Source organism: Streptomyces barringtoniae (assembly GCF_020819595.1).
Taxonomy (GTDB): domain Bacteria; phylum Actinomycetota; class Actinomycetes; order Streptomycetales; family Streptomycetaceae; genus Streptomyces; species Streptomyces barringtoniae.
In genome coordinates, this window is the sequence record NZ_JAJHNP010000013.1 from 188,402 (window position 1) to 213,668 (window position 25,267).

23 protein-coding genes and 1 riboswitch are annotated in these 25,267 nt (G+C 72.6%); of the genes, 11 read left to right on the forward strand and 12 right to left on the reverse strand.

Annotated elements, in window-relative coordinates:
- From LMU33_RS24255 to rsmH, 3 genes are all read right to left on the reverse strand, one after another.
- Positions 1 to 1,962, reverse strand: a complete 1,962-nt coding sequence (locus LMU33_RS24255) for a peptidoglycan D,D-transpeptidase FtsI family protein (RefSeq protein ID WP_308280803.1) — start codon at positions 1,960 to 1,962, stop codon at positions 1 to 3.
- A gap of 223 nt (positions 1,963 to 2,185) precedes the next feature.
- The gene (gene ftsL, locus LMU33_RS24260) at positions 2,186 to 2,827 is read right to left on the reverse strand and encodes a cell division protein FtsL (RefSeq protein ID WP_228622725.1); all 642 of its coding nucleotides are present in this window, start codon (positions 2,825 to 2,827) and stop codon (positions 2,186 to 2,188) included.
- Between the two features lie 72 nt (positions 2,828 to 2,899).
- A complete protein-coding gene (gene rsmH / locus LMU33_RS24265) occupies positions 2,900 to 3,856 on the reverse strand; it encodes a 16S rRNA (cytosine(1402)-N(4))-methyltransferase RsmH (protein ID WP_228622726.1) in 957 nt (318 codons plus the stop codon).
- 420 nt (positions 3,857 to 4,276) lie between these two features.
- On the opposite strand from rsmH, the gene LMU33_RS24270 reads away from it, so the two are divergent.
- The 4 genes from LMU33_RS24270 (at position 4,277) to LMU33_RS24285 (ending at position 9,861) form a co-directional block, all read left to right on the forward strand.
- A complete protein-coding gene (locus tag LMU33_RS24270; RefSeq protein WP_228622727.1) occupies positions 4,277 to 4,825 on the forward strand; it encodes a beta-class carbonic anhydrase in 549 nt (182 codons plus the stop codon).
- Between the two features lie 250 nt (positions 4,826 to 5,075).
- A complete protein-coding gene (locus tag LMU33_RS24275) occupies positions 5,076 to 6,116 on the forward strand; it encodes an AAA family ATPase (RefSeq protein ID WP_228622728.1) in 1,041 nt (346 codons plus the stop codon).
- Positions 6,116 to 7,477 (forward strand): DUF58 domain-containing protein, encoded by a 1,362-nt coding sequence (locus tag LMU33_RS24280; RefSeq protein WP_228622729.1) that lies wholly within the window; start codon positions 6,116 to 6,118, stop codon positions 7,475 to 7,477. The genes LMU33_RS24275 and LMU33_RS24280 overlap by 1 nt, the downstream gene beginning before the upstream one ends.
- Complete coding sequence (locus tag LMU33_RS24285; protein WP_228622730.1) at positions 7,474 to 9,861, forward strand: transglutaminase TgpA family protein; 2,388 nt, start codon at positions 7,474 to 7,476, stop codon at positions 9,859 to 9,861. The genes LMU33_RS24280 and LMU33_RS24285 overlap by 4 nt, the downstream gene beginning before the upstream one ends.
- Before the next feature lie 87 nt (positions 9,862 to 9,948).
- On the opposite strand, the gene LMU33_RS24290 is transcribed toward LMU33_RS24285, so the two are convergent.
- The 3 genes from LMU33_RS24290 to LMU33_RS24300 all read right to left on the reverse strand — a co-directional run bounded on the left by LMU33_RS24290 (position 9,949) and on the right by LMU33_RS24300 (position 12,113).
- Positions 9,949 to 10,335: an SCO2097 family morphological protein gene (locus LMU33_RS24290; protein ID WP_228622731.1), complete on the reverse strand. Its 387-nt coding sequence runs from the start codon at positions 10,333 to 10,335 to the stop codon at positions 9,949 to 9,951.
- A gap of 277 nt (positions 10,336 to 10,612) precedes the next feature.
- Positions 10,613 to 11,383, reverse strand: a complete 771-nt coding sequence (locus tag LMU33_RS24295) for a methyltransferase (protein ID WP_228622732.1) — start codon at positions 11,381 to 11,383, stop codon at positions 10,613 to 10,615.
- A 166-nt stretch (positions 11,384 to 11,549) separates the two neighbouring features.
- A complete protein-coding gene (locus tag LMU33_RS24300) occupies positions 11,550 to 12,113 on the reverse strand; it encodes an SAV_6107 family HEPN domain-containing protein (protein WP_228622733.1) in 564 nt (187 codons plus the stop codon).
- Between the two features lie 165 nt (positions 12,114 to 12,278).
- On the opposite strand from LMU33_RS24300, the gene LMU33_RS24305 reads away from it, so the two are divergent.
- The 4 genes from LMU33_RS24305 to LMU33_RS24320 all read left to right on the forward strand — a co-directional run bounded on the left by LMU33_RS24305 (position 12,279) and on the right by LMU33_RS24320 (position 17,694).
- Complete coding sequence (locus LMU33_RS24305) at positions 12,279 to 13,061, forward strand: ATP-binding cassette domain-containing protein (protein ID WP_228622734.1); 783 nt, start codon at positions 12,279 to 12,281, stop codon at positions 13,059 to 13,061.
- On the forward strand, positions 13,048 to 15,132 hold the full coding sequence (locus tag LMU33_RS24310) for a YhgE/Pip family protein (RefSeq protein WP_228622735.1): 2,085 nt from the start codon (positions 13,048 to 13,050) through the stop codon (positions 15,130 to 15,132). The genes LMU33_RS24305 and LMU33_RS24310 overlap by 14 nt, the downstream gene beginning before the upstream one ends.
- A gap of 47 nt (positions 15,133 to 15,179) precedes the next feature.
- The gene (locus LMU33_RS24315) at positions 15,180 to 15,809 is read left to right on the forward strand and encodes a TetR/AcrR family transcriptional regulator (RefSeq protein ID WP_228622736.1); all 630 of its coding nucleotides are present in this window, start codon (positions 15,180 to 15,182) and stop codon (positions 15,807 to 15,809) included.
- A 373-nt stretch (positions 15,810 to 16,182) separates the two neighbouring features.
- Positions 16,183 to 17,694, forward strand: coding sequence for a phytoene desaturase family protein (locus LMU33_RS24320; RefSeq protein WP_228622737.1), 1,512 nt, complete (start codon positions 16,183 to 16,185; stop codon positions 17,692 to 17,694).
- Positions 17,695 to 17,741: 47 nt separating this feature from the next.
- Here the strand turns inward: LMU33_RS24320 and LMU33_RS24325 are convergent, their stop codons facing one another.
- From LMU33_RS24325 to LMU33_RS24350, 6 genes are all read right to left on the reverse strand, one after another.
- Positions 17,742 to 18,680: an SCO2102 family sporulation regulator gene (locus tag LMU33_RS24325; RefSeq protein WP_228622738.1), complete on the reverse strand. Its 939-nt coding sequence runs from the start codon at positions 18,678 to 18,680 to the stop codon at positions 17,742 to 17,744.
- A 56-nt stretch (positions 18,681 to 18,736) separates the two neighbouring features.
- The gene (gene metF, locus LMU33_RS24330) at positions 18,737 to 19,660 is read right to left on the reverse strand and encodes a methylenetetrahydrofolate reductase [NAD(P)H] (RefSeq protein ID WP_228622739.1); all 924 of its coding nucleotides are present in this window, start codon (positions 19,658 to 19,660) and stop codon (positions 18,737 to 18,739) included.
- A gap of 144 nt (positions 19,661 to 19,804) precedes the next feature.
- Positions 19,805 to 20,452 carry a thiamine phosphate synthase gene (thiE, locus tag LMU33_RS24335; RefSeq protein WP_228622740.1) on the reverse strand — a complete coding sequence of 216 codons (648 nt, stop codon included), beginning with the start codon at positions 20,450 to 20,452 and terminating at the stop codon, positions 19,805 to 19,807.
- A gap of 95 nt (positions 20,453 to 20,547) precedes the next feature.
- Positions 20,548 to 20,913: an Rv2175c family DNA-binding protein gene (locus tag LMU33_RS24340; RefSeq protein ID WP_030742629.1), complete on the reverse strand. Its 366-nt coding sequence runs from the start codon at positions 20,911 to 20,913 to the stop codon at positions 20,548 to 20,550.
- A 65-nt stretch (positions 20,914 to 20,978) separates the two neighbouring features.
- Positions 20,979 to 22,211, reverse strand: a complete 1,233-nt coding sequence (locus LMU33_RS24345) for an NAD(P)/FAD-dependent oxidoreductase (protein WP_228622741.1) — start codon at positions 22,209 to 22,211, stop codon at positions 20,979 to 20,981.
- A 32-nt stretch (positions 22,212 to 22,243) separates the two neighbouring features.
- Positions 22,244 to 22,594, reverse strand: coding sequence for an avidin-fold protein (locus LMU33_RS24350; RefSeq protein ID WP_228622742.1), 351 nt, complete (start codon positions 22,592 to 22,594; stop codon positions 22,244 to 22,246).
- Between the two features lie 53 nt (positions 22,595 to 22,647).
- A riboswitch (TPP riboswitch) is annotated at positions 22,648 to 22,759 on the forward strand.
- On the opposite strand from LMU33_RS24350, the gene thiO reads away from it, so the two are divergent.
- From thiO to LMU33_RS24365, 3 genes are all read left to right on the forward strand, one after another.
- Positions 22,757 to 23,938, forward strand: a complete 1,182-nt coding sequence (gene thiO, locus LMU33_RS24355; protein ID WP_228622743.1) for a glycine oxidase ThiO — start codon at positions 22,757 to 22,759, stop codon at positions 23,936 to 23,938. Its footprint overlaps the riboswitch before it by 3 nt.
- Positions 23,939 to 23,940: 2 nt before the next feature.
- Positions 23,941 to 24,153: a sulfur carrier protein ThiS gene (gene thiS / locus LMU33_RS24360; protein ID WP_228622779.1), complete on the forward strand. Its 213-nt coding sequence runs from the start codon at positions 23,941 to 23,943 to the stop codon at positions 24,151 to 24,153.
- A 3-nt stretch (positions 24,154 to 24,156) separates the two neighbouring features.
- Positions 24,157 to 24,951, forward strand: a complete 795-nt coding sequence (locus LMU33_RS24365; RefSeq protein WP_228622744.1) for a thiazole synthase — start codon at positions 24,157 to 24,159, stop codon at positions 24,949 to 24,951.
- Positions 24,952 to 25,267 lie beyond the last annotated feature (316 nt).

The following is a 25,267-nucleotide window of genomic DNA, read 5'->3' on the forward strand; positions in this document are numbered from 1 at the left end:
TCAGGGCTTGTAGTCGACGGGCAGGTTCGCGGCCGGCGCACCGGTCGGCGGGACCTGGAGGGTCTTCAGGGCGAACTCCATCACCTGCTTGTAGATGGGACCGCAGATCTGGCCGCCGTAGTAGCTGCCGGAGGTGGCGTTCTGGATGGCGCAGTAGACGGTGATGCGGGGGTTGTCGGCGGGCGCGAACCCGGCGAAGGACGAGGTGTAGCCGCGGTACCTGCCGGTGGCCGGATCCACGCGGTTGGCCGTGCCGGTCTTGCCGGCGACGTTGTAGCCGGGGATACGGGCCTTGATGCCGGTCCCCTGCTCGTCGTCCACCACGGACTCCAGCATCTGCGCGACGGTCCTGGCCGTCTTCTCGCTGACGACCCGGGTCTGCCTTGGCTTGTGCGCGGGTGTGAAGCGCCCGTCGGCCCCCTTGGTGCCGCGCACCAGGGTCGGCTCGATCCGGACCCCGCCGTTGGCGATGGTCGAGTACACGGAGGCGGCCTGTACGGCGTTGATGGAGAAACCCTGGCCGAAAGGAATCGTGTACTGCTGCGAGGTGGACCACTTCTGGTACGGCGCGAGGATGCCGGGGGTCTCGCCGGGGAAACCGAGTCCGGTGTAGCTGCCGATGCCGAACTTGCGCAGGTACGAGTAGAGCACCTTGTCGGCCTCGGACTGCGTCCTGCCGAGCTGGCCGGTGGCCAGGATGGTGCCGATGTTGCTGGACTTGGCGAGGACGCCGTTCAGCGTGAGGTACCAGGTGTCGTGGTCCACGTCGTCCTGGAAGAGCCGGTCGCCGCGGTGCAGCCGGTTGGGTACGACGACGTGGGTGAGCGGGGTCGCCGCGTTCTCCTGGAGCACGGCCGCCATGGACATCACCTTGGCGGTGGAGCCGGGCTCGTACGCGTCCTGGAGGGCCGCGTTGCCCAGGGCCTCGCCGTCGGCCTTGGACAGGTCGTTGGGGTCGAAACCGGGCGAGTTGGCCATGGCCAGGATCTGCCCGGTGCGGGTGTCCTGGACGACGACGTAGCCGCGGTCGGCCCTGGACTTCTGCACCTGCTCGGTGATGGCGTGCTGCGCGGCCCACTGGATGTCGCGGTCGATGGTCAGCTCGACGTCGGAACCGGGCACGGCGGGCGTCTCCGTCGATCCCGCCGTGGGCACCTCACGCCCGCCGGACTGGGCGTAACGGATCTTGCCGTCCTTCCCGGTGAGCTGCTTGTTCAGCTCCTGCTCGATGCCGCCGCCGCCCTGGCCGTCGGCGTTGACCCAGCCCAGTATCCCGGCGGCGAGATCGCCGTTGGGGTACACGCGCTGGCTGCTCGGGTCGGCGAAGACTCCGGCGAGCACGTTGACGGTGGTCTTGTCCGTCTCCGCCTTCTTGGCGAGCGCACTCTTCAGGTCCTTGATCTGCTTCCAGACCTGCGGGGTCTGCCGGGTGGCGAGCCGGGCGTACCGGGAGTTCGTGTTCTGGGGCCGCAGCTTCTTCACGATGTCGGCCTGGCTCTGCCCGAGGATCGGCGAGAGCAGCGCGGCGGCCTGCTCCGGGCCGTCGCCGATCTTCAGCTGCTTCCTGCTGAACATCGTCGGATCGGCCGTGATGTCGTACGCGTCCTCGCTGATGGCGAGGGCAACGCCGTTGCGGTCGGTGATACCGCCGCGCTCGGCGGCCAGCGTGTGCACGACATACCGGTTCTGTTCGGCCCGCGCGGCGTACGCGCTGGCGTCTACGGCCTGCACCTGGAGCAGCCGTACGACGAAGGCGATCAGCACCAGGGTCAGCGTGAGGCTGACCAGGCGCAGCCGGGGCCGCGGGCTGCCGAGCCGGAGCGGGCGCTGGGCCAGCGGCCGGGCACCACTCGGACGTCGCGCCGGACGCGCACCGGGCCCGGGCTGCCGCCGCACGGCACTACTCGGCCGCGGCGGCCTGGCCGGCCCGGGCACACGACGGCGCGGTTCCCTGTCGGACACTTCCGTCACCTGCCGGGAGTCGGGGTCGGAACGGGCTGGGACATCGAAAACGGCGCCGCGACACCTACCGGAACGGCGACCGGGGCCGGACGCCGACGCGGCACGAGCCCGACCACACCGACCCCACGCCAGGACCGGCGCCCGGCCACACCGCCACGCGGGCCGAGCGCGCACGCCGGCCCGACCACACGACGGCGCGGCAGTTTCCTGTCGGACACTTCCGTCACCTGCCGGGAGTCGGGGTGGGGGTGGGCTGGGAGATGGAGGGGGGCGGGGGGATGGCCGCGGCGGGGTCGGAGGCGACGGCGGCGGACTGGGGCTGTCCCTGTGGCGGGGCGGCGGGCGACGGCGTGGCCGGGGCCGGGGTGGCGGGCGCGGTGGGGGCCGGGACGGTGGGCGTGGCCGGGGCCACGGTGGTGGGCGCGGCCAGGGCCGTGGAGGGGGCCGTGGCCGGGGTCAGGGACTCGGGGGCGACGGGGTCGGTCAAGGCGGCGGACTCCGGTCCGGCGGCGCCCGGGACGCCCTTGATCTTGCCGTCCGAGCCGAGGAAGGCCGGGTCGCCGCCCGGGACCATGCCAAGTTCGCGGGCGCGGCGCTGGAGGGCGTCGGGAGCGGAGTAGGCGTCGATGTCCCGCTGGAGGGCCTGTTCCTCGTCGGTGAGGTTCTTCGTCTGCTTCTGCAGGTCGGCGAGTTTGAACGAGCCTTCGCTGAGCGCGGAGTTGAGCACCAGCAGTCCGATGAGGCCGCCGCCGAGGAGCAGGACGACGAGCAGGACGAACGGGGTGCGGGCGGCCCTGGCACGGCCGGCCGGGAAGAGCCGGGCGAGCCGCGCGGCCCGCCCCCTCAGTACGGGTGTCCTACTCACGGCTCCCCCGGTCGGTCCGGAGGCCTTCGCGGCGCTCCCGGTGAGTTCGGGAATCCAACCGACCCGTCTGCGTCACTCGGCGTCCTCCCTGATGCGTTCGGCACCGCGCAGCCTGGCCGGTGCGGCCCGGCGGTTCTCGGCGACCTCTTCCTCGGTGGGAAGTTCGGCACCCCGGGTGAGCAGCTTGAGCCGCGGCTGGTAGCGCTCCGGCACAACCGGGAGGCCGGGCGGCGCGGTGGACGCGGCCCCGGCCGCGAACACCTGCTTGACCAGGCGGTCTTCGAGCGAGTGGTACGACAGCACGGCGATGCGGCCGCCCACGTCGAGGGCCTTCACCGCCGCCGGGATCGCCCGCTCCAGGACGGACAGTTCGCCGTTGACCTCGATGCGCAGCGCCTGGAACGTGCGCTTGGCGGGATTGCCGCCGGTGCGCTTGGCGGCCTGCGGGAGAGCGTCCCGGATCAGCTCGACGAGCCGCGCGCTGTTACTGAACGGCTCCTTCTCGCGCTCGCGCACGATCGCGGACACGATCCGCTTGGCCTGCTTCTCCTCGCCGTACGCGCGCAGGATCCGCACGAGTTCGCCGGCCGGGTAGGTGTTGAGGACCTCGGCGGCGCTGATGCCGCTCGTCTGGTCCATCCGCATGTCCAGCGGCGCGTCCTGGGCGTAGGCGAAGCCGCGGTCGGCCTCGTCCAGCTGCATGGAGGAGACCCCGAGGTCGAACAGAACGCCCTGCACGCGCGCGATGCGGAGCTTTTGCAGTACGTCGGGCAACTCGTCGTAGACGGCGTGTACGAGGGTGGCGCGCTCACCGTAGGGCGCCAGCCGCTCGCCCGACAGGCGCAGCGCCTCCTTGTCCCGGTCGAGGCCGATCAGCCGCGCCCCGGGGAACCTCGTCAGCAGCGCCTCGCTGTGTCCGCCGAGGCCGAGGGTGCAGTCGACGACCACCGCTCCCGGGCGCTCCAGGGCGGGCGCCAGCAGGTCCAGGCACCGCTGGAGCATCACCGGGACGTGTCGACTCTGACTCAAGGGGGCCTCTCATCTTCCGGCGGGCCGTACGCACCGCCGGGTCCCCGCCAGCTCGTGAAGGGTCGGGCCTGCCGGCGCCGGAAGCGTCAGCCGGACCGGGAGCGGGAGGAGGCCGAGCCGTACGTACGCGCCGCGCACGTGGGGAGACGGTCCGGGGTGAGCCGGGGTCTCCGGGGGTTTCACCAGCAGGGAGAGCCGCGTCTCCCGCTTCGCGTCACTTTAGTCCACCCCGTCTCGCGGTCAATCAACCGGCCTGCGCGTCGCCTACCGCATCACGGCGGGCGCCGCAATTCGACGGGATTCACCCGCCCGGGGCAGGTTTGCCCTCCCTATGGGATGGCTCACAACAAGCCACGATGACGTTTTTTGTCCCGCTCTCACAGCAGGACGGGACCGGGGGTGACCAGTAACGTCATGAGTATGACGACTTCCGCAGCAGTTCCCACTGGATCCGAAGACGCCATAACGAACGGCGGCACCGTGACGGACCGCCTGGTCGAGGCCAACCAGGCGTACGCCGCCGAGTTCACCGACCCCGGGATGGACGCCCGTCCCGTTCTCAAGGTCGCGGTCGTGGCCTGCATGGACGCCCGTCTCGACCTGCACGCCGCGCTCGGCCTGCAGCTCGGCGACTGTCACACCATCCGCAACGCGGGCGGCGTGGTCACCGACGACGTGATCCGCTCCCTGACCATCAGCCAGCGGGCGCTCGGCACCCGCAGCGTCGTGCTCATCCACCACACCGGGTGCGGCATGGAGAGCATCACCGAGGACTTCCGGCACGACCTGGAGATGGAGGTCGGCCAGCGGCCGGCCTGGGCGGTGGAGTCCTTCCGGGACGTCGACCAGGACGTGCGCCAGTCCATGCAGCGCGTGCGCACCTCGCCGTTCCTGGTGCACACCGACGACGTGCGCGGTTTCGTGTTCGACGTGCGCACCGGTCTGCTGCGTGAGGTCGACCCGGCCTGACCGGGCACACCGGCCGGCCGCCCCGGAAGCATCCCGCCACCGTATCGCCGCATCGAAAATACGGTCGAAAAAGATGTAAGACCGACATCGTGCGGGCAGTTGTCCACAGGCGAGTGACACGAATCGGTAACGGCGGCAAGAATGCGGGTGTGGCGTCACGCGGAACCTTTCCCGCGTGGTGTCCGTGTTTCGGGGTGGGCCGGTTTCGCAGGCAGCGTCGGCCCGGATAGAACGGGCCGAGGAGGGCCGGGTGACGACCTATGACGATCGAGCGAGCCTCACTGATCTGACCGCCACGGTGGAGCGGGTGCGCGGTTCGGTGGAGGGCGTGATCGAGGGCAAGCCCGAGGTCGTACATCTCGCGCTGACCGTGCTGCTCGCCGAGGGCCACCTGCTGATCGAGGACGTCCCCGGGGTGGGCAAGACGATGCTGGCCAAGGCGCTGGCGCGGTCCATCGACTGCTCGGTGCGGCGCATCCAGTTCACGCCCGACCTGCTGCCCTCGGACATCACCGGTGTGTCCATCTGGGACCAGCAGCGCCGGGACTTCGAGTTCAAGCCGGGCGCCATCTTCGCGCAGATCGTGATCGGCGACGAGATCAACCGCGCCTCGCCCAAGACCCAGTCGGCGCTCCTTGAGTCCATGGAGGAGCGGCAGGTCACCATCGACGGGCAGACGTACGAACTGCCCAGTCCCTTCATGGTGGTGGCCACGCAGAACCCGGTCGAGATGGAGGGCACCTACCCGCTGCCCGAGGCCCAGCGCGACCGTTTCATGGCCCGCGTCTCCGTCGGCTACCCGAGCGTGGAGGCCGAGCTGCAGATGCTCGACATCCACGGCGGGGTGAGCCCTCTGGAGGACCTGCAGCCGGTGGCGCACGCGCACGAGATCGTGAAACTCGTCGAGGCCGTGCGCACCGTGCACGTCTCCGAGCCGGTCCGGCGGTACGCGGTGGAGCTGGTCGCCGCCACCCGCACCCATCCGGACCTCAGACTCGGCGCCTCCCCGCGCGCGACGCTGCATCTGCTGCGCGCCGCGAAGGCGTCCGCGGCCCTCGCCGGCCGGGAGTACGCACTGCCGGACGACGTCCAGGCGCTCGCCGTCGCCGTCCTCGCGCACCGCCTGCTGCCCACCGCCCAGGCCCAGCTGAACCGGCGTACCGCCGAGCAGGTCGTGCGGGAGATCCTCCAGCACACCCCGGTGCCCGCGGCACCGGGCCCGCACAGCGGCTTCGGCGGCCTCGGACAGGGCGTCCCGGCGTATCCCCAGCAGCCCCCGCGGAGTCTGTGATGAGCGCCGGGGGGACGGGGCAGGCGGAGGCCGACCGCGGGGAGACGGGCGGTGTCCGTACCGCCCTGGCGGGCCTGACGACCCGCGGCCGTTCCTTCCTGGCGGCCGGGATCGCGGCGGCGATCTGCGCGTACGTGCTGGGCCAGAGCGATCTGCTGCGGGTCGGCCTGCTGCTGGCCGCACTGCCGGTGATCTGCGCGACCGTGGTGTACCGCACGCGCTACCGGGTGGTCGGCACCCGCCGGCTCTCCCCCGCGCGCGTGCCGGCCGGCAGCGAGGCACGGGTGCATCTGCGGATGGACAACGTCTCCCGGCTGCCCACCGGCCTGCTGATGCTCCAGGACCGCGTGCCGTACGTCCTCGGGCCGCGCCCGAGGTTCGTGCTGGACCGGGTGGAGCCGGGCGGCCACCGCGAGGTCTCCTACCGGGTCCGCTCCGACCTGCGTGGCCGTTATCCGCTGGGCCCGCTGCAGCTGCGGCTGACGGACCCCTTCGGGATGTGCGAACTCACCCGTTCCTTCTCGGCGTTCGACACCCTCACGGTCATCCCGCGTGTGGAGCCGCTCGACCCGGTCCGCTTCAGCGGTGAGGCCAAGGGGTACGGCGACGGGCGGCAGCGCTCGCTGGCCCTGGCCGGCGAGGACGACGTGATCCCGCGCGGCTACCGCTACGGCGACGACCTGCGCCGGGTGCACTGGCGGTCCACCGCGCGCTACGGCGAGCTGATGGTGCGCCGCGAGGAGCAGCCCCGGCGCTCCCGCTGCACCGTCCTGCTGGACACGCGGGGCGGCGCGTTCGAGGGCGCGGGCCCCGACTCGGCCTTCGAGTGGGCCGTCTCCGGGGCCGCCTCGGTGCTGGTGCACATGCTCGAACGCGGCTTCTCGGTACGGCTGCTGACCGACAGCGGCAGCGTGGTGCCCGGCGCGGGCGCCGACGGGTTCGCGGGCACCGGCCAGGAGACCGCGGAGGCGGCCGGGCTGATGATGGACACCCTCGCAGTGATCGACCACTCCGACGGCACGGGCCTGTCCCGGGCGTACGACGTGCTGCGCGGCGGCAATGAGGGGCTGCTGGTCGCCTTCCTGGGCGACCTGGACGAGGAGCAGGCCGCGACGGTCGCCAAGATGAGCCGGCGCAGCGGCGGTGCCGTCGCCTTCGTGCTGGACCCGGACACCTGGGTACGGGAGGCGGCCGATGTGCCGCAGCCGGGCGACCGGCACGCCGAGCGGCTGCGGATGCTGCGCGAGGCGGGCTGGACGGCGCTGAGCGTGCCGCGCGGCGCCGCGCTCAACGGGCTGTGGCAGCAGGCGGACCGGGAGCGCTCCGGCCTGGCCGCGGTCGGCGGGGAGGCGGTGCGATGAGCGGGCGGGCACGACTGGCACTGTGCGCGGCCGCGGCCACGCTGATGGCGTCCAGCGCGCTGCTGCCCCTGGTGGCGGAGCCGACCTGGCTGCTGCAACTGGTCCCGCTGGTGGCCGTGCAGACCGGGGTGGGCGCGGCGGCCCGCCGGGTGCCGCTGGGCCGGCCGCTGACCGTGGCGGCGCAGGCGCTGGTCACCCTGGTGCTGCTGACCCTGGTCTTCGCCCGGGAGCACGCGGTCATCGGCCTGATCCCCGGCCCGGACGCCTTCCGGTACCTGGCCGACCTGCTCCAGCAGGGCTCGAACGACGTCAGCGAGTACGCGATACCGGCGCCGCTGACCGACGGCATCAAGCTGATGCTGATCGGTGGCGTGCTGCTGATCGGCCTGCTGGTGGACACGCTCGCGGTGACCTTCCGCAGCGCGGCCCCGGCCGGGCTGCCGCTGCTCGCGCTGTACTCCGTGGCCGCCGGGCTGTCCGACGGCGGGGCCGACTGGCTGTGGTTCCTGGTGGCGGCGGCCGGCTATCTGATGCTGCTGCTGGCGGAGGGCAGGGACCGGCTGGCGCAGTGGGGCCGGGTCTTCGGCGGTGCTCCGCGTTCCCCGGCCTCCCCGGAGGGCGACGCGGTTGCCCCGGTGCGCACCGGGCGCCGGATCGGCGCGGTCGCGCTCGGTGCGGCCCTGGTGGTGCCGCTCGTCCTGCCCGCGATGCAGGGAGGCCTGCTGGACACCGCCGGCACGGGCGTGGGGGTCGGCGACGGCAACGGCGGCACGATCTCCGCGGTGAACCCGCTGGTGTCGCTGCGCGACAGCCTGAACACGAACAACGACCGCCAGGTGCTGTCCGTCAAGACCAGCACGGACGACATCTCGGACCTGTATCTGCGGATCGTCTCCCTGGACGACTTCGACGGCACCACCTGGAAACCGGCCCAGCGGCACATCGTGGGCGTGCCGACGCAGTTCCCCACGCCCATCGGTCTCGGCGGTGACGTCAAACGCGGCACGGTGACGACCACGGTCACGGCGTCGGACTGGTACGCCCAGGACTGGCTGCCGATGCCGTATCCGCCGAGCGGTGTGAAGATCGGCGGCCGGTGGCGCTACGAGCCCGTCGGCATGACCCTGGTCGGGGACCGCGGCCAGACCACGCGTGGCGAGACCTACCAGGTGACCAGCCTGGACGTGCAGCCGACCGCCGAGCAGCTGTCCACCGCGCCGGAGCCGCCGGCGGCCCTGAAGCACGAGTACACGAAGGTGCCGTCCGCGCTGCCGAAGGTGGTGGCCAGGACCGCCAAGGAGATCACGGCGGGCGCGCGCAGCCACTACGAGGAGGCCGTCAAGCTCCAGGACTACTTCGCCGTCACGGGCGGCTTCCAGTACGACACCCAGGTCGAGGTCGGCCGCGGCCCCGACGCCATCGCCAACTTCCTGAAGAAGAAGGAGGGCTTCTGCGTCCACTTCTCCTTCGCCATGGCGGCGATGGCCCGCACCCTCGGCATCCCGGCCCGGGTCGCGGTGGGCTTCGCGCCCGGTACCCCGCAGGCCGACGGCACGATCGCGGTGAACCAGAAGGACGCGCACGCCTGGCCCGAGCTGTACTTCGAGGGTGTGGGGTGGACGCGCTTCGAGCCGACCCCGACCCGCGGCACCATGCCGTCGTACACCCAGTCGGACACGCCCGGCACCTCGCTGCCGGACCAGGACCTGCCGTCGCACCAGTCGTCCGCGGCGCCCTCGGCGTCGGCCTCTTCCAGCCAGAGCTGCACGCCCGAGCTGGTCAAGCTGCAGGGCTGCGACACCGCGTCCGCCGCGGCGGCCCCGCCCAGCGGCGGCGGTGGCCCGGGCCCGTGGTGGTATCTGCTGATCGGTGCGGCCGCGCTGGTGGTCCTGGCGCTTCCGCTGTCGCCGCTGCTGTGGCGGATGCGGGTGCGCTCGGTGCGGCTCGGCGGGCACGCCCGGACCGAGCAGGGTGCGGCGGCACACACCCTGGGCGCCTGGCAGGAGTTGACGGACAGCGCCTGGGACCACGGCATCGCGCCGGACGAGTCGCTGACCCCGCGGCGGGCGGCCGCGCGGATCGTCGAGCTGGGTCGGCTGGACCCGGCGACCGGGGCCGCGGTGCACCGGGTCGCGGACGCGGTGGAGCAGGTGCTGTACGCGCCCCGGCCGCGCCCGGTGGGGGGTACGGCGGCGGACGTGCGCCGGGTGATCGAGGGGCTGCGGGGCTCGGCGAGCACCGGCACGCGGCTGCGGGCGCTGTTCCTGCCCCGCTCGTCGGTGCATGTGCTGTGGGCGGTGTCGGCCCGCTGGTCGGCGCTCAGGGCGCGGGTGGCGGGGGCCCGGCCCGACGGTTTGCGGCGACCGTCGCAGCAGCAGGGCTGAGAGCACGGGTGAGGGGCGACCACCGGCGGTGGTCGCCCCTCACCCGTTGTCTGTCGTCGTCGCCGCGTCCGCGGGAACGACCGGAGGTCAGTGGCCCTGTTCGTCCCGGCGGCGCTGCCAGCGCTCCTCGATCCGCTCCATCATGGAACGCTTCGGCCGCACCTGGCGATGGACGGCACCCGCCGCGGGCTGCTCGCCCGGCTTCGGGGCCTTGCGCCAGCCGGTGACGGCGAGTACGGCACAGCCCAGCATGACGAGGAAACCCACCACGCTGACCCAGATCAGCTGCATGACCATTCCGGTCATGAGGAGAGCGATACCAATGAGGAAGCCCGCAACCGCCTGGTAGACCCGCCGCCGGGTGTACGTCCGCAGCCCGTTTCCCTCAAGCGCTGACGCGAACTTGGGATCTTCGGCGTACAGCGCTCGCTCCATCTGCTCGAGCATGCGCTGCTCGTGCTCCGAGAGCGGCACGGAGTCCTCCTCATCGTGCAGTCGCCGGGGCGACCCGGGGGGTCCCTTCAGGATAGGCAGGGAATCGCCCCCGTGAAACCCGCCCCTCTACGCCAATTGGCCAACCGGAATCCGCCATGGCCGTCCCGGCTCGCTGAGGCTTCCATTCCCCGGCGGCCGACCCGTCATGCCGGGTGGTGTACCTCGATCATACGGCGCAAACCCCTCGATCGGGGGTCTTGTGGCGTACTCCATCCGCCGCCGAGGCCCTGATCAGCGGCGGGTCACGGTCGTCCGCTCAGGCCTCCGCGGCGCCCGGCGTCTCACCGAGCACATGCAGCTGCGTGGCGACGGAGTGGAACGCGGGCTGCTCGGCCGCGGCGGCCTCCAGCTTGAGGAGCGCGTCCAGGGCACCGGGCTCGGTGTCCACGAGGACGCCGGGGACCAGGTCGGCGAAGACCCGCACGCCGTGCACGGCGCCGACCTCCAGGCCCGCGCCCTCCACCAGGGTGGTGAGCTGCTCGGCGGTGAACCGGCGCGGCATCGGGTCGCCGGCGCCCCAGCGGCCCTCGGGGTCCTGCAGTGCCTGCCGGGCCTCGGTGAAGTGGCCGGCGAGGGCGCGGGCGAGCACGGCGCCGCCGAGGCCGGCGGCGAGCAGGCTGAGGACACCCTCGGAGCGCAGCGCGGCGACGGCGTTGCGGACGCCCTCGGCCGGGTCGTCCACGTACTCCAGGACGCCGTGGCACAGCACGACGTCGTAGCCACCTCGCTCGACCACGTCGAACAGGCCGTGCGCGTCGCCCTGGACGCCCCGGACGCGGTCGGCGACGCCGGCCTCGGCGGCCCGGCGCTCCAGCGCGAACAGCGCGTTGGGGCTGGGGTCGACGACGGTGACGCGATGGCCGAGCCGGGCGACGGGCACGGCGAAGTTGCCGCTGCCGCCTCCGGTGTCGAGGACGTCCAGCGACTCCCGGCCCGTGGCCTTGACCCGGCGGTCGAGGGCGTCCTGGAGGACCTCCCAGACCACGGCGGTACGCAGGGAGGCGCGGGGGCGCATCGGGTCCGACACGGCAGTTGACTCCTCGGCAGGGCGGAAGACTGAAGGCTTCAGACGTCCTCCACCCTATTGCCTTTGCTGCCGTACCCGGTCACCGCGGGCGGGTACCGCCGTCCGCGTCTCGCACGCCGGACAACCCTTCCGTCCGCTCGCCCGCGGGGCCGCTCCGAGCCGGTGGTCAGCCCGCGTCCGGAAGGTCACCGCGCGCTCTCGGACCGTCCGGTTCTCCGGGGTCCTGGCGGGGCTGGGGCAGGACCGGCTGGAGGACGAGCATCCGCTCGACGATGCGCAGGAACATCGCCACGTCCCGTATCAGGTCGTCGGCGTCGCGGCGGCTCGCCGCGCCCTGGATGCCGGCCTCGGCGCGGGCGCGGCGGGCGGCGCCGGAGGCGAACAGCGCGCTCCACTCGGTCAGTTCGGGGGTGATCTCGGGCAGTACCTCCCAGGCGCTGCGGATCCGGGTGCGGCGGCGCGGGGAGGTCTCGGGACGGCCGCGGGCGGCAAGCACGGCGGCGGCGGTGCGCAGGGCGGCGAGGTGGGCCGTCGCATAGCGCTCGTTCGGTGTTTCCAGGACGGTGGCCTCGTCCAGTGCGGCGCGGGCCTGGGCGAGCAGGTCGAGGGCGGCGGGCGGGGCCGTGGTCCGGCGGAGCACGGGGTGCACGTCGCTCGCCGGGCCGGTCAGTGAGGGGGCAGGGCCGGTGGCGCGGCGCCGGCGGGCGGCGGCTGCGGACGGGTTGGCCATGACGAACCTCCTGTCGTCTGGGTGACGGCACGGGTGCCGTATGTGCCCATCGTGAGGTATGGCACTGACAATCCGTTCTGACCTGGGGCTTTGCCTCGATCGTAGTTTCGGGCGTATTTTTGCACTGACCAGTCAGTTCAAAAACACGAAGCCGCAGGGGGGCTTGTGAACGGCGTGCACGTCAAGGCCGAGGGCCTTGGCCTCAAGGGACCGCGGGGGTGGGCCTTCCGCGGCGTCACCCTCGACGCGGAGCCCGGCTCACTCATCGCGATCGAGGGACCGTCCGGCTCCGGGCGCACGTGCCTGCTGCTCGCACTCACGGGACGGATGAAGCCCACCGCGGGCACGGCCACCGTCGGCGGTTTCCGGCTCCCGAGGCACATGGCCCGGCTGCGCCGGGTCAGCGCGGTGGCCAACGTGGCCGGGGTGACCGATCTGGAGCCGGCCCTGACCGTCGGCGAGCACCTGCGCGAACGGGCCCTGCTGCAGAGCCGTTTCGGCGACTCCCTGCGCGAACTGCTGCGCCCGCGCACCCAGCGCGTGTACGAGGCACGGCTGCGCGTCGACGCGGCCCTGGCCGCCGCCGGGCTCGACCTGGAAACGCTGCCCAAGGGCTCCCGGACGGCCGTGCGCGACCTGGAGCGGCCGCAGGAACTGCGCCTGTCCATCGCCCTGGCGCTGCTCGGCAGCCCCGGACTGCTCGGCGTCGACGACATCGACACCAAGCTGTCGGACGCCGAACGCGCCGACCTGTGGGATCTGCTGCGCTCGCTCACGCGGGCGGGGACGACGGTGGCGGTCGTCTGCCGCACGGCCCCCGGCGACTGCGTCGTCGTACCGACCCAGTCAAGGGACACGGGCGCGCAGGCCGGCACGGGCGGCGGGAGCGGGAAGGGCGACCCGCACGCAAAGAGCGATCCGAAGGAGGACGTCGATGCGCTCGCCTAGGCTGGCCGCGCTCGAGCTGAGGCGCTTCGGCCGCGGGCGGCTGCCGCGCGCCGCCCTGGTCGCGCTGCTCGTGCTGCCGCTGCTCTACGGCGCCCTGTACCTGTGGTCCTTCTGGGACCCGTACGGCCGTCTGGACCGCATCCCGGTGGCCCTGGTGAACGACGACAAGGGCGCCACCACGGGCGGGAAGAGGATCAGCGCCGGCGACGACATCGTGGACGGACTGCGCGACAGCCGGAGCTTCGAGTGGCACGAGGTGAGCGACGAGGAGGCCCGCGAGGGCGTCGAGAACGGCACGTACTACCTGTCGCTGACGATGCCGGCGGACCTCAGCCGGCGGATCGCCTCCAGCTCCGGCGACTCCCCGGAGACCGGCGCCCTTCAGGTGCGCACCAACGACGCGAACAACTACATCGTCGGCCAGATCTCCCGGACCGTCTTCCACGAGGTCCGCTCGGCCGCCTCCGCCAAGGCCTCCCGGACCTTCCTGGACAAGATCTTCGTCTCGTTCTCCGACATCCACGACAAGACCGTCACGGCCGCAGAGGGCGCCGACCGGCTGAACACCGGCATAGGGAAGGCCGAGAAGGGCTCGAAGAACCTGGCCGACGGGCTGAAGGACGCCAAGAGCGGCAGCGGCAAGCTGGCCAAGGGCCTGAAGAAGCTGAACACGGGCGCCGGTGACCTCCAGGACGGCTCCCGCGGGGTCGCCGACGGCACCCAGGCGCTCGCCGACAAGGTAGACGGCGTCCACGACAAGGCAGGTCCCTACCTCAAGGACAACGAGAAGACCATCGGGGACACCGCGCGCCTGGTCGCCGACTCGGCCAGGACCGTCAAGGACAACCTCGACGTCCTGGTGAAGCTCGCCCCGGGCGCCGCGAAGACCGCCCACACGAACTCCGCCGTCCTGGAGGAGATCTACAAGGCGCGCTGCGAGACCGCGGCCGTTCCCGACCCGTACTGCCCCCAGCTGAAGCGGGCCAAGACGGCCGCCGCCGAGGTGGCCACCGTCGCCGACGACCTCAACACGCTGATCGCGGACCAGGACGGCGACCTGAAGACGATGCGGGACAACCTCGGCACCCTCCAGAAACAGGCCACGGCCCTCGAAAAGCGCGCACCGCACCTGTACGAGGACGTCGAGGACGCCGTCAAGAAGATCGACAAGCTGAACGCCGGCGCCCAGAAGGTCGCCGACGGCGCCAAGAAGCTGCACACCGGGCTCGGTACCGCACAGACCGCCGCGACCACGCTGGACAGCGGCATCGGGACGGCCGCGTCGGGCGCCACGACCCTGAACGGCGGCCTGTACAAGCTGTCCGACGGCTCCGGAAAGCTCGCCGGCGGACTGCACGACGGCGCCGGGAAGATCCCGGACTACGACAAGAAGGACCGCGACCGGCGCACCGGCGTGATGGCCGACCCGGTCCAGCTGGCCTCGCACGACCTGCACAAGGCGCCGAACTACGGCACCGGATTCGCCCCGTACTTCATCCCGCTGTCCCTGTGGGTGGGCGCGATGGTCGCCTACATGCTCATCCCGCCGCTCAACCGGCGTGCCCTGGCGGCCGGTTCGCCGGCCTGGCGGATCGCGCTCGCCGGCTGGCTGCCGGTGGTCGCCGTGGGCGTGCTCCAGGTGGCCGCGCTGATGGCCGTACTGCACTGGGCGATCGGTCTGCAGATGCTCCGCGCGGCCGGCACCATCGGCTTCCTGTGTCTGGTCACGGCGTGCTTCGGGGCGATCGTGCAATGGCTGAACGCCCGCTTCGGCGCGGCCGGCCGGATCCTGGTGCTCGCGCTGCTCATGCTCCAGCTGACCTCGGCGGGCGGCACCTACCCGGTGCAGACCAGCCCGGGCTTCTTCAACGCGATCCACCCGTTCCTGCCGATGAGCTACATCGTGGAGGCGCTGCGCCGGCTGATCACCGGCGGCGGGCTCGGCCCGGTCTGGCAGGCGTGCGGTGTGCTGACCGCGTTCACCGCGGGCGCGCTCGCGCTGACCGCCCTCGCGGCCCGACGCCGCCAGGTGTGGACCCTGGACCGGCTGCACCCGGAGCTTAGCCTGTGATCGAGAGGGAGGCCCCGCACGCGCGCGTACCTGTGAGAATCAGGGCCATGGAAAGCAGCAGCGCCAGGTCCGGCGGCAGCACGCGCCGCGAGGCCACCCGGCAGAAGCTCTACGAGGCGGCCGTCACGCTCATCGCCGAGCAGGGCTTCTCCGCCACCACGGTGGACGAGATCGCGGAGCGGGCGGGGGTCGCGAAGGGGACGGTCTACTACAACTTCGCGAGCAAGTCGGTCCTCTTCGAGGAGTTGCTGCGGCACGGGGTGGGCCTGCTCACCGCCTCTCTGCAGGAGGCGGCGGAGCGGACCGCGCGGGCCGGCGGCAGCAGGGTGGACGCACTGGACGCGATGGTCCGCGCGGGCCTGGTCTTCATCGACCGCTACCCGGCCTTCACCCAGCTGTACGTGGCCGAGCTGTGGCGCACCAACCGGGCCTGGCAGTCCACGCTGATGGTGGTCCGGCAGGAGGCCGTCGCGGTGGTCGAGCAGGTGCTGCGCGAGGGTGTGGCGGCCGGAGAGTTCAGCGACGAGATCGACGTCCAGCTGACGGCGGCCGCGCTGGTCGGCATGGTCCTGGTGGCCGCGCTGGACTGGAAGTCCTTCCAGCCGGAGCGGTCCCTCGACGACGTCCACGCGGCCCTGTCGCGGCTGCTGCAGGGGCGCGTGAGCGGCAAGGGCTGAGCACGTACGAGGAGGGCGCCGGTCCGCTGCCGGACCGGCGCCCTCCCACTCCCCCGTACTCCCCCTGTGGTCCCCCGTGGGTGGTCGTCCCCGGGTCCCCCGGCTCGCTTCCGCCGACGGATCGGCGGAAGGAGCGGCCGGGTGGCGGGCGCCGTTCCGCCGCCCCGTGTCGGCGGTGCCGGGCCGCGCCCCCTTGCCGTGCCTCCACTGTCCCGTTCGCCGAGGCCGCGGCCCATCCGTGCGCGTACTCATCTCGCGGCCTGAGTACGGATACTCAGCCGTGCGCACGCGTGCCCACGCTTCCGGCCTGCCTCGCGGGCACCCCGGCCTCCCGCGGGGCGGGTTGTCAGTGGCGGTCGATAAAGTCGCAGACATGGCACGGATTGCGGTGATCGGCGCCGGGATGGGCGCGATGGCGGCCGCCGCCCGGCTGGCCGTCGCGGGCCACCGGGTGGTGGTGTACGAGCGCACGGACACGTACGGGGGTGCGGTGCGCCGCTTCGAGCGGGACGGGTTCGGCTTCGACACCGGCCCGGGACTGCTGACGCTGCCCGCCGTGTACCGCGATCTGTTCGTCAAGACCGGCAAGGAGCCGCTGGAGGACTGCGTCGAGCTGGTCCAGGTCGATCCGTCCTCGCGGCACCTCTTCGCGGACGGCACCGAGGCGTCGCTGCCGAACGCCTCGCGCGCGGGTGTGGTCGCGGCCCTGGACGAGGCGCTGGGCGGGGGCGCGGGCGAGCGCTGGGGCGAGTTCCTGGTGCGGGCCCGGGAGGCCTGGGACCGCACCCGCAGGCCGCTGCTGGAGGAGCCGCTGTGGCCCAACTGGCGGGTGCTGGCCGAGAAGGAGCCGTATCCGGCCGTCCCGCACAAGCGTCTGCTGCGCACTCGGCGCGCGAGCACGCTGGCCGAGATCGGCACCTGGGAGCTGCGCGACGAACGCCTCGCCGCCCTGCTGCACAGTTCCGCGCTCGCCCACGGCCTCGATCCGCGCACCGCTCCGGCGAGCGCGGCCGTCCTGCCCTACATGGAGCACGCCTTCGGTACCTGGTATGTGCGCGGCGGCATGAGGGAGTTGGCGCGCGCCGTCTACGAGCGGTGTCTGAAGCGGCGGGTGGAGTTCGTCTTCGACGCGGAGGTCATGCGCATCCTGGACAAGGACGGCCGGGCCTCGGGCGTGGAGTTGAGAGACGGCACGGTGGCCGAGGCGGACCATGTCGTGGCGGACGTGGACCCGGCATGGCTGAAGGCGCTGACGGACCGTCCGCTGGACGAGAACGGGGATGTGCGGGCCGATCCCTTCGTGACCCGTCCGGGGCGGTTCGTCCTGTTGCTGGCCCTGCGCGGCGGGCGCGACGCCGGTGCCGCACACCGCACGGTCGTCCACGCGCCGGACCCGGAGTCCGAGCTGGACTTCCTGGCCTCGGCGGACGGGGACCAGCCGCCACCGCCCACGGTGACCGTGCTGCGCCCGGACGACCCCGCGCTCAGACCGGACGACGGGCACGAGTCCGTGGTGCTGTCCGCGGTGGTGCCGAGCGCCGCCGACTGGGACGAGGAGGGCATGGTCCGACACTGCACCGAGCATCTCCTCGAAGCCGCCGAGGCCGCGATACCGGGTCTGCGGGACCGCGTCCTGTGGCAGGAGGTGCGCACACCCGACAACACCGACGACGAGACGGGTGCCTTCCTCGGCGCGGTGCCGGCCCCCTCACTGGCCGCCGGCCGGGGCCGTTTCCTGCACCCGTCGAACACCACACGGCTGCCCGGTCTGTACCGGGTCGGCGGCTGGTCCCACCCCGGCGGCGGGCTGCCGCACGCGGGCATGTCGGGCGCGCTGGTGGCGGGGCTGATCGTGGAGGGCCCGGAGTTCCGCGGCTCCCAGTGAGCCGAGCCCGGCCTCCGGAAACGGTACGCCTCGGAAGCGATACGGCCTCAGAAACGGTACTGCTCGTCGTACCCGGCACCGGGCTGCTGCGGGGCCTGCCCCTGGTTCTGGTACGGGTACGGCTGCTCCTGGGGGAGTTCGCCGCCGTAGGTCTCGTCGGTGCGCTGCTGCGGCACCCACACCCCGCCCGACGGGGTCTCGCCGTAGCCGCCGCCGTACGGGGCCTGGGCATAGCCCTGCTGGGCGTACTGGCCGGAGTAGCCGGTGTCGTACGCGGCGTCGCCGTAGGACTGGCTGCCGATGTACGGGTCGGAGTAGTTGGCGTAGCCCTGCTGGGCGCCGGCGTCGTAGCCGTACCCCTGCTGGGCGTAGCCCGAGTAGTCGTAGGCGTAGTTCTGCTGCTCGGCGTTCTGGGACTGGGCCGCGGCCGCGTAGGCGGTGTCGCCGTAGACGCCGTAGGAGCCGGTGTCCTCGGGGATGGGCTGCGGCTCGTAGATGGTGGTGGTCTCGGCCGCGCTGGGCTCCGAGGCCGGCCGGCCGGCCGGGGTGAAGACGTCGTCGCGGTCGTAGTCGTCGTAGTCGCCCGGCCCCTGGCCGTAGCCGGCCGGGTCGGCGTCCCGGTCGTCCTCCGGGCCGACGGGCCCGAGGTCGGTGTCGTCCAGGGCCGGGTCGTGCCGGTCGGCCCTGCCGCGACGGCGCTTGCTGCCGCCCGCGGGCTCGGCCCCGGCGTCGGGGCGCTTGACCGCCCAGCCGGCGGCGAAGCCGCGGCGGAACGACAGCGTGACATAGGTCTGGCCGACCGCGAAGGCGATGGCGCCGACGCCGATCACGATCACGGACGGCATCAGCACGCCGACCACGACCCCGAGGAAGCCGGCGAACGCCAGCAGCCGCCAGCGCAGGCGCGCCTTGTACTGCAGCAGCACCTCGCCCAGCAACCACAGTGCGACGATGCCGAACGCGATGTAGAGGACCGTCCAGCCCATGTACGCCCCTCTCCCAGTAACCGCTACGCAGTGTGTCGTATCACGGTGCGGCCGGTCTAGGCCTGCGGGGGGTGGTGCAGGCCCAGGTTCTCGTAGATTTCCAGGGTCGCCGTGGAGTTGTTGAGCGTGATGAAGTGCAGTCCGGGCACTCCCTCGGCGAGCAGCCGAGCACAGAACTCCGTGGCGAACTCGATACCGATGGAGCGTACCGCCGCCGGATCGTCCTTCGCTGTGAGGATCCGCTCTTTCAGGGCGTCGGGGAACAGGGCGGTGCTGAGCTTGGGCACCCGTTCCAGCATCTTTACGCTCGTGACCGGCAGAACCTCGGGGATGACGGGCGTCTCGCAGCCCGCGGCCACCACGCGGTCGCGCAGCCGCAGATACGACTCCGGGTGGAAGAACATCTGTGTGATGGCGTAGTCCGCGCCCGCACGGCACTTGTCCACGAAGTGGGCGACGTCCGTGTCCCAGTCCGCGGAGCGGGGGTGCATCTCCGGGAAGGCGGCGACGCCCACGCAGAAGTCACCCGACTCCTTGATGAGCCGGACGAGCTCGGCCGCGTAGGTCAGTCCCCGGGGGTGCGGTACCCACTCGCCCATCGGGTCGCCGGGCGGGTCGCCCCGGACGGCGAGCATGTTGCGGATCCCGGCGTCCGCATACTGGCCGATGATGTTCCGCAGTTCGGCGATCGAGTGGTCGACCGCGGTGAGGTGGGCGACGGGTGTGAGCGTCGTGTCCACGACGATCTGCTGCGTCTCGCGGACCGTGGTCGTGCGCGTGGTACCGCCGGCGCCGTAGGTGACGGAGACGAAGTCGGGCGCGACGGCCTCGACCCTCCTGAGCGCGTTCCACAGGTTCCGCTCACCCTGGGGGGTCTTCGGCGCGTAGAACTCGAACGAGTACGTCGCCTTGCCGGTGGCGAGCATGTCGCGCACGGTGCGTGCGCGATCAGTCCTGGTGGAGGGGGTTCCGAGGGCCATACGGGCAGGTTAGCCAGGGGCGGGCGGTCCCCCAACCGGACGACGGACATTTGCCCGAATTGTCACCCTCCTGTCCACGCCTTGGACAAAAACACGGACAGAAGCACGAATCGAGACAGGGGCAGGGGCTCCCCGCCGGTGCCGCTAGCCCTGCCGCAGCCGCTTCGCGAACTCGGCCGCGGCCGCTCCCGGGTCGTCGGCCTCGGTGATCGCGCGCACCACGACCACCCGGCGGGCACCCGCGTCCAGCACCTGGTCGAGGTTGGCGAGGTCGATCCCGCCGATCGCGAACCAGGGGCGGTCGGTGCCCAGGCCGGCCGTGTACCGGACCAGGTCGAGGCCGGGCGCATGGCGGCCGGGCTTGGTCGGGGTGGGCCAGCAGGGGCCGGTGCAGAAGTAGTCCACGCCCTCCTGCACGGCGGCCGCGGCGGCCTCGGACTCGGCGTGCGTGGAGCGGCCGATCAGCACCTCGTCGCCGAGGACGGCGCGGGCCGCGGGGACCGGCAGGTCGCCCTGGCCGAGGTGCAGCACATCGGCGTGGGCGGCGTGGGCGACGTCCGCGCGGTCGTTCACCGCGAGGAGCTTGCCGTGCCGGGCGCAGGCCTCCGCGAAGACCTCCAGGTGCGCCAGCTCCTCGGCGGCCTCCATGCCCTTGTCGCGCAGCTGCACGATGTCGACACCGCCGGCCAGGACCGCGTCCAGGAACCCGGGAAGATCGCCCTGGCGCGTGCGCGCGTCCGTGCACAGGTACAGGCGGGCGTCGGCGAGCGCGGCGCGTGCGGTGTCGGACATACGTGGGTCCCCCCTGGTCGGTGTCCCTGACGGCTTCGGCGGGTGGCGTACGGGCTACGACGGCCCGCACACCACCTCTTCGTGTGCGATTCGGCTCAGACGGCGAGCGCCTGGGCCCGGCGCTTCACCTCCGTGCCGCGATTCTCGCTCAGGGCCTGTGCGGGGGTGCCGGGCAGGGTCGGGTCGGGGGTGAAGAGCCACTCGATCATCTCTTCGTCCGTGAAGCCGTCGTCCCGCAGGAGCGTCAGGGTGCCGGACAGGCCCTTGACGACCTTGTCCCCGTCGATGAAGGCGGCGGGGACGTGCAGTGCGCGGTTCTCACCTCGGCGTACGGCGATGAGCTGGCCCTCCTTGACCAGCTGCCGCACGCGCGTCACCTCGACGCCGAGCTGTTCGGCGATGTCGGGGAGGGTGAGCCAGGCGGGGACGAGAGCATCGATTTTTGCGTCAATCTCGGTCACGAGAACAAGCCTGCCATCCCCCACTGACAGTCGGAAGTCAGGCAGGTCCGGCCGGGATGACCGGGCTAGTCGGCCGTGGCGTCCTTCAGGGGCTTCGAGGGGTCGGCCAGGGCCTGCGTGTCCATGCGGCGGCCCGCCTCGATCAGTCGGCGCCCCTGCGCCAGATCACGCGGGCGGCCGACCGCCAGGAGGGCCACCAGGTGGTCCTCGCGCAGCCAGCACACCGTCCAGGCCGGGCCCGTCGGGTCGCCGCGCCGCACCAGGCGGTCGGCGGCGACGTGGTGGCCGGCGTACTGCACGAAGCGGCCGAACTGCTCGGACCAGAAGTACGGCACCGGGTCGTAGACCGCCGGGGTCTCGCCGAGGACGTTCGCGGCCACCGTGCGCGGGCCCTGCAGGGCGTTGTCCCAGTGGTGCACGAGCAGCCGCTCGCCGTAGCGGGCGGAGGGGAAGGAGGCACAGTCGCCGACGGCGTACACGTCCTCGACCGAGGTGCGCAGACGGTCGTCGACGAGGACGTCCCCGTGCGGGCCCAGCTCGACGCCGGAGCCGGCCAGCCAGGCCGTGGCGGGGCGGGCTCCGATGCCGACGACGACGGCACCCGCGGGCAGCCGGGTACCGTCGGCGAGGATGACCTCTCCGGGCTCGACGCGCTCCACGCGCGCGTGCGTGCGCAGCTCGACGCCCGCGTCGGCGTACCAGGCGGCCATGGGTGCGGCGACCTCGGCGGGCAGGGCGCCGGCGAGCGGCCGGTCGGCGGCCTCCACGACGGTCACCGCACAGCCGGCCTCGCGGGCGGCGGTGGCGAACTCGGCGCCGATCCAGCCGGCCCCGACGACCACGATCTCGTGCTGGCGGGCGAGGACCGGCTTGAGCCGTTCGGCGTCGTCCAGGGTGCGCAGCAGATGCACGCCGGGCACCCCCTCGGTGCCCGACAGGGTGATCGGCTCGGCACCGGTGGCGAGGACCAGCACGTCGTACGGCACCGGGCCCGCCTCGGTGTCCAGTTCACGCTGGTCGGGGCGCAGGCCCAGCACCTCGCAGCCGAGCCGCAGTTCGACGCCGAGGGACTCGAAGTCCACGTCGAAGGCGGAGTCCTCGGCCTTGCCGAGCAGTACGGCCTTCGACAGCGGCGGCCGGTCGTACGGCTGGTGCGGCTCCGCGCCGATCACGGTGACGGGGCCCTTGTAGGCCTGCTCCCGCAGGGCGACCGCGGTCTGCACCCCGGCCATGCCCGCGCCGACCACGACCACGCGCCGCCTCGCCGACGTGCCCCCTTGCGCTGTCTGCTCGCTCACCCGATCACCATAGACACGTGACAACGCGTCAGTCAGCGGGCGTGCCCGGTGACCTGTTCCACAACGCTCGTACCGGCGCCCGCCTGGGACTCCCACTCCCAGCTCTCCTCCAGCCGCACCCGCCCGTCCGGCAGCTGAACGACCGTGGAGACACAGTGCCCCGAAGAAGTGGTCCCGTCGGTCTTCAGCTGGACATAGCGGAAGTCCAGCCGGTCACCCTCGCGGGTGCCGACCAAATGGCCGCGCACGACATCGCCGCCCGCGTACTCCGCCCAGATCTCGCCGTCCTTCTCGTGGTACGCGAACCGGGTGCGGGTGCCCACCTGACCTGGGGCTTGGTCCGCCACGGGGGCGAGGATCAGTCCGTCGAGCGACCGGGCCACGGGCGGGGGCTCCCTTACGGGTGACGAGGGGGGCGGGCTAGGGTGGCCACCGTACAAGCACTCGCGGGAGCCCGGACGCACCGGGCTGAGAGGGAGGCTGGCGGCCTCCGACCGTACGAACCTGATCCGGGTCATGCCGGCGAAGGGAGGGGCTGGACGCCCATGTCGTCACGTACGTCCGACACGTCCGACACGTCCGACGTCCTTGTCATCGGGGGCGGAATCATCGGCCTGGTCACGGCCTGGCGCGCGGCGCAGCGCGGGCTCGCGACCGCCGTGGTGGACCCCGAGCCCGGCGGCGGGGCGGCGCGGGTCGCGGCCGGAATGCTGGCCGCGGTCACCGAACTGCACTACGGCGAGGAGCAGCTGCTTGCGCTGAACCTGGAATCGGCCCGCCGTTACCCGGACTTCGCGGCCGAGCTGACCGAGCTGACCGGCCACGACCTCGGCTACCGCCGCTGCGGCACCCTCCAGGTCGCGCTCGACGCCGACGACCGCGCGCATCTGCGCGAACTGCACGCGTTGCAGCGGCGCTGCGGCCTGGAGTCGGAGTGGCTGTCCGGGCGGGAGTGCCGGCGACTGGAGCCGATGCTGGCGCCCGGGGTGCGCGGCGGGCTGCGGGTCGACGGCGACCACCAGATCGACCCGCGGCGGCTGGCGGCGGCCCTGGTGGCCGCATGCGAACGGGCCGGCGTGGTGTTCCACCGCGCGTGGGCCGATCGGCTGGACGCCGTACGGGACCGGGCCGCCGGGGTCACGCTCGCGGACGGCACCGGGCTGCGCGCGGAGCAGGTCGTGCTCGCGGCCGGCAGCATGAGCGGGCGGCTCGCGGGCGTGCCGGAGGCGCTGCTGCCGCCGGTACGGCCGGTCAAGGGGCAGGTGCTGCGGCTGACGGTGCCGCGCCGGTACGCGCCCTTCCTGAGCCGTACCGTGCGGGCCATCGTGCGCGGCGGCCACGTGTATCTGGTGCCCCGGGAGAACGGCGAACTGGTCGTCGGCGCGACCAGCGAGGAACTGGGCTGGGACACGACGGTCACCGCCGGCGGGGTGTACGAGCTGCTGCGCGACGCCCATGAGCTGGTGCCGGGCATCACCGAACTGCCGCTCACCGAGACCCGGGCCGGGCTGCGACCCGGCTCCCCCGACAACGCGCCGCTGCTCGGCCCGTCCGGGCTCGACGGGCTGGTGCTGGCCACCGGGCACTACCGCAACGGGGTGCTGCTCACGCCGGTCACCGGGGATGCGATGGCCGAGGTGCTGGCCGGTGGCCGGCTCCCCGAAGAAGCCCGTCCCTTCACACCGCAGCGCTTCGACGCCGCCGTCCTCATGGAGCAGCCCGCATGAGCATGTCCGCCACTGTGTCCGTCTCCGTCAACGGAGAGCGCCGGGAGATCGCTCCGGGTACCGCTCTCGACGACGTCGTACGGTCGCTGGTGTCGGCGCCCTCCGGGGTGGCCGCCGCCGTCAACGAGACCGTCGTCCCGCGCGCGCAGTGGGCGACCACGGCGCTGGCCGAGGGCGACCGGGTCGAAGTCCTCACCGCCGTGCAGGGGGGCTGAGCCATGGCCGACGATCCCTTGGTTCTCGGGGGTACGACCTTCTCGTCGCGGCTGATCATGGGGACGGGCGGGGCGCCCAGCCTGGAGGTGCTGGAGCGGGCGCTCGTCGCCTCCGGTACGGAGCTGACGACGGTCGCGATGCGGCGGGTGGACCCCTCCGTGCACGGTTCGGTGCTGTCGGTGCTGGAGAAGCTGGGCATCCGGGTGCTGCCGAACACGGCGGGCTGTTTCACGGCGGGCGAGGCCGTGCTGACCGCGCGGCTGGCGCGGGAGGCGCTGGGCACGGATCTGATCAAGCTGGAGGTCATCGCCGACGAGCGGACGCTGCTGCCGGATCCGGTGGAGCTGCTGGAGGCGGCGGAGACGCTGGTCGACGACGGGTTCACGGTGCTGCCGTACACCAATGACGACCCGGTGCTGGCGCGGAAGCTGGAGGACGTGGGCTGCGCCGCCGTCATGCCGCTGGGGTCGCCGATCGGGTCCGGGCTCGGGATCCGCAACCCCCACAACTTCCAGCTGATCGTCGAGCACGCGCGTGTGCCGGTGATTCTGGATGCGGGGGCCGGTACGGCGTCCGACGTCGCGCTGGCCATGGAGCTGGGGTGTGCGGGGGTGATGCTGGCCTCCGCCGTGACCCGGGCGCAGGAGCCGGAGCTCATGGCGGCGGCGATGCGGCATGCCGTGGAGGGGGGTCGGCTGGCTCGGTTGGCGGGGCGGATTCCGCGCAGGCACTTCGCCGAGGCGTCGTCTCCTGCGGAGGGCTTGGCCGTGCTGGATCCCGAGCGCCCCGCGTTCTGACCCGGCGCTGCAGCCACCCACCGCTGCTCACCCACCCACGCACCACCCGCCACCGCCCACTGGAGGACTGGACTTTCCCGTGGGACGCATTCACCATCGGCGACCGCAGGTCGTGGGGAGGGGCCGCGGGGGCCGACGGCGGCAGCGGAACGGCAGCGCCGTCAACCGCCGCGAGTCGTGGGGGCCCGGGCCGGTGACACGGGTCCGAGGCGGGCGGCGAGCTGTACGGCGGTTGCGGGCGGAAACGAGCGCCACGGACGGGGGCTGGCACCGGCTGTCGGCACGGATCGCGGGAGCGCCAGCCGTCGCTTGCCAA

What these genes read in the sequence shown, in the direction of transcription:
- LMU33_RS24270 (WP_228622727.1), top strand. Translation starts at nt 4,277, where the DNA reads ATGACGACTTCCGCAGCAGTTCCCACTGGATCCGAAGACGCCATAACG.
- LMU33_RS24280 (WP_228622729.1), top strand. Translation starts at nt 6,116, where the DNA reads ATGAGCGCCGGGGGGACGGGGCAGGCGGAGGCCGACCGCGGGGAGACG.
- LMU33_RS24285 (WP_228622730.1), top strand. Translation starts at nt 7,474, where the DNA reads ATGAGCGGGCGGGCACGACTGGCACTGTGCGCGGCCGCGGCCACGCTG.
- LMU33_RS24300 (WP_228622733.1), bottom strand. Translation starts at nt 12,113, where the DNA reads ATGGCCAACCCGTCCGCAGCCGCCGCCCGCCGGCGCCGCGCCACCGGC.
- LMU33_RS24310 (WP_228622735.1), top strand. Translation starts at nt 13,048, where the DNA reads ATGCGCTCGCCTAGGCTGGCCGCGCTCGAGCTGAGGCGCTTCGGCCGC.
- LMU33_RS24315 (WP_228622736.1), top strand. Translation starts at nt 15,180, where the DNA reads ATGGAAAGCAGCAGCGCCAGGTCCGGCGGCAGCACGCGCCGCGAGGCC.
- LMU33_RS24320 (WP_228622737.1), top strand. Translation starts at nt 16,183, where the DNA reads ATGGCACGGATTGCGGTGATCGGCGCCGGGATGGGCGCGATGGCGGCC.
- LMU33_RS24325 (WP_228622738.1), bottom strand. Translation starts at nt 18,680, where the DNA reads ATGGGCTGGACGGTCCTCTACATCGCGTTCGGCATCGTCGCACTGTGG.
- metF (WP_228622739.1), bottom strand. Translation starts at nt 19,660, where the DNA reads ATGGCCCTCGGAACCCCCTCCACCAGGACTGATCGCGCACGCACCGTG.
- thiE (WP_228622740.1), bottom strand. Translation starts at nt 20,452, where the DNA reads ATGTCCGACACCGCACGCGCCGCGCTCGCCGACGCCCGCCTGTACCTG.
- thiO (WP_228622743.1), top strand. Translation starts at nt 22,757, where the DNA reads ATGTCGTCACGTACGTCCGACACGTCCGACACGTCCGACGTCCTTGTC.
- thiS (WP_228622779.1), top strand. Translation starts at nt 23,941, where the DNA reads ATGTCCGCCACTGTGTCCGTCTCCGTCAACGGAGAGCGCCGGGAGATC.
- LMU33_RS24365 (WP_228622744.1), top strand. Translation starts at nt 24,157, where the DNA reads ATGGCCGACGATCCCTTGGTTCTCGGGGGTACGACCTTCTCGTCGCGG.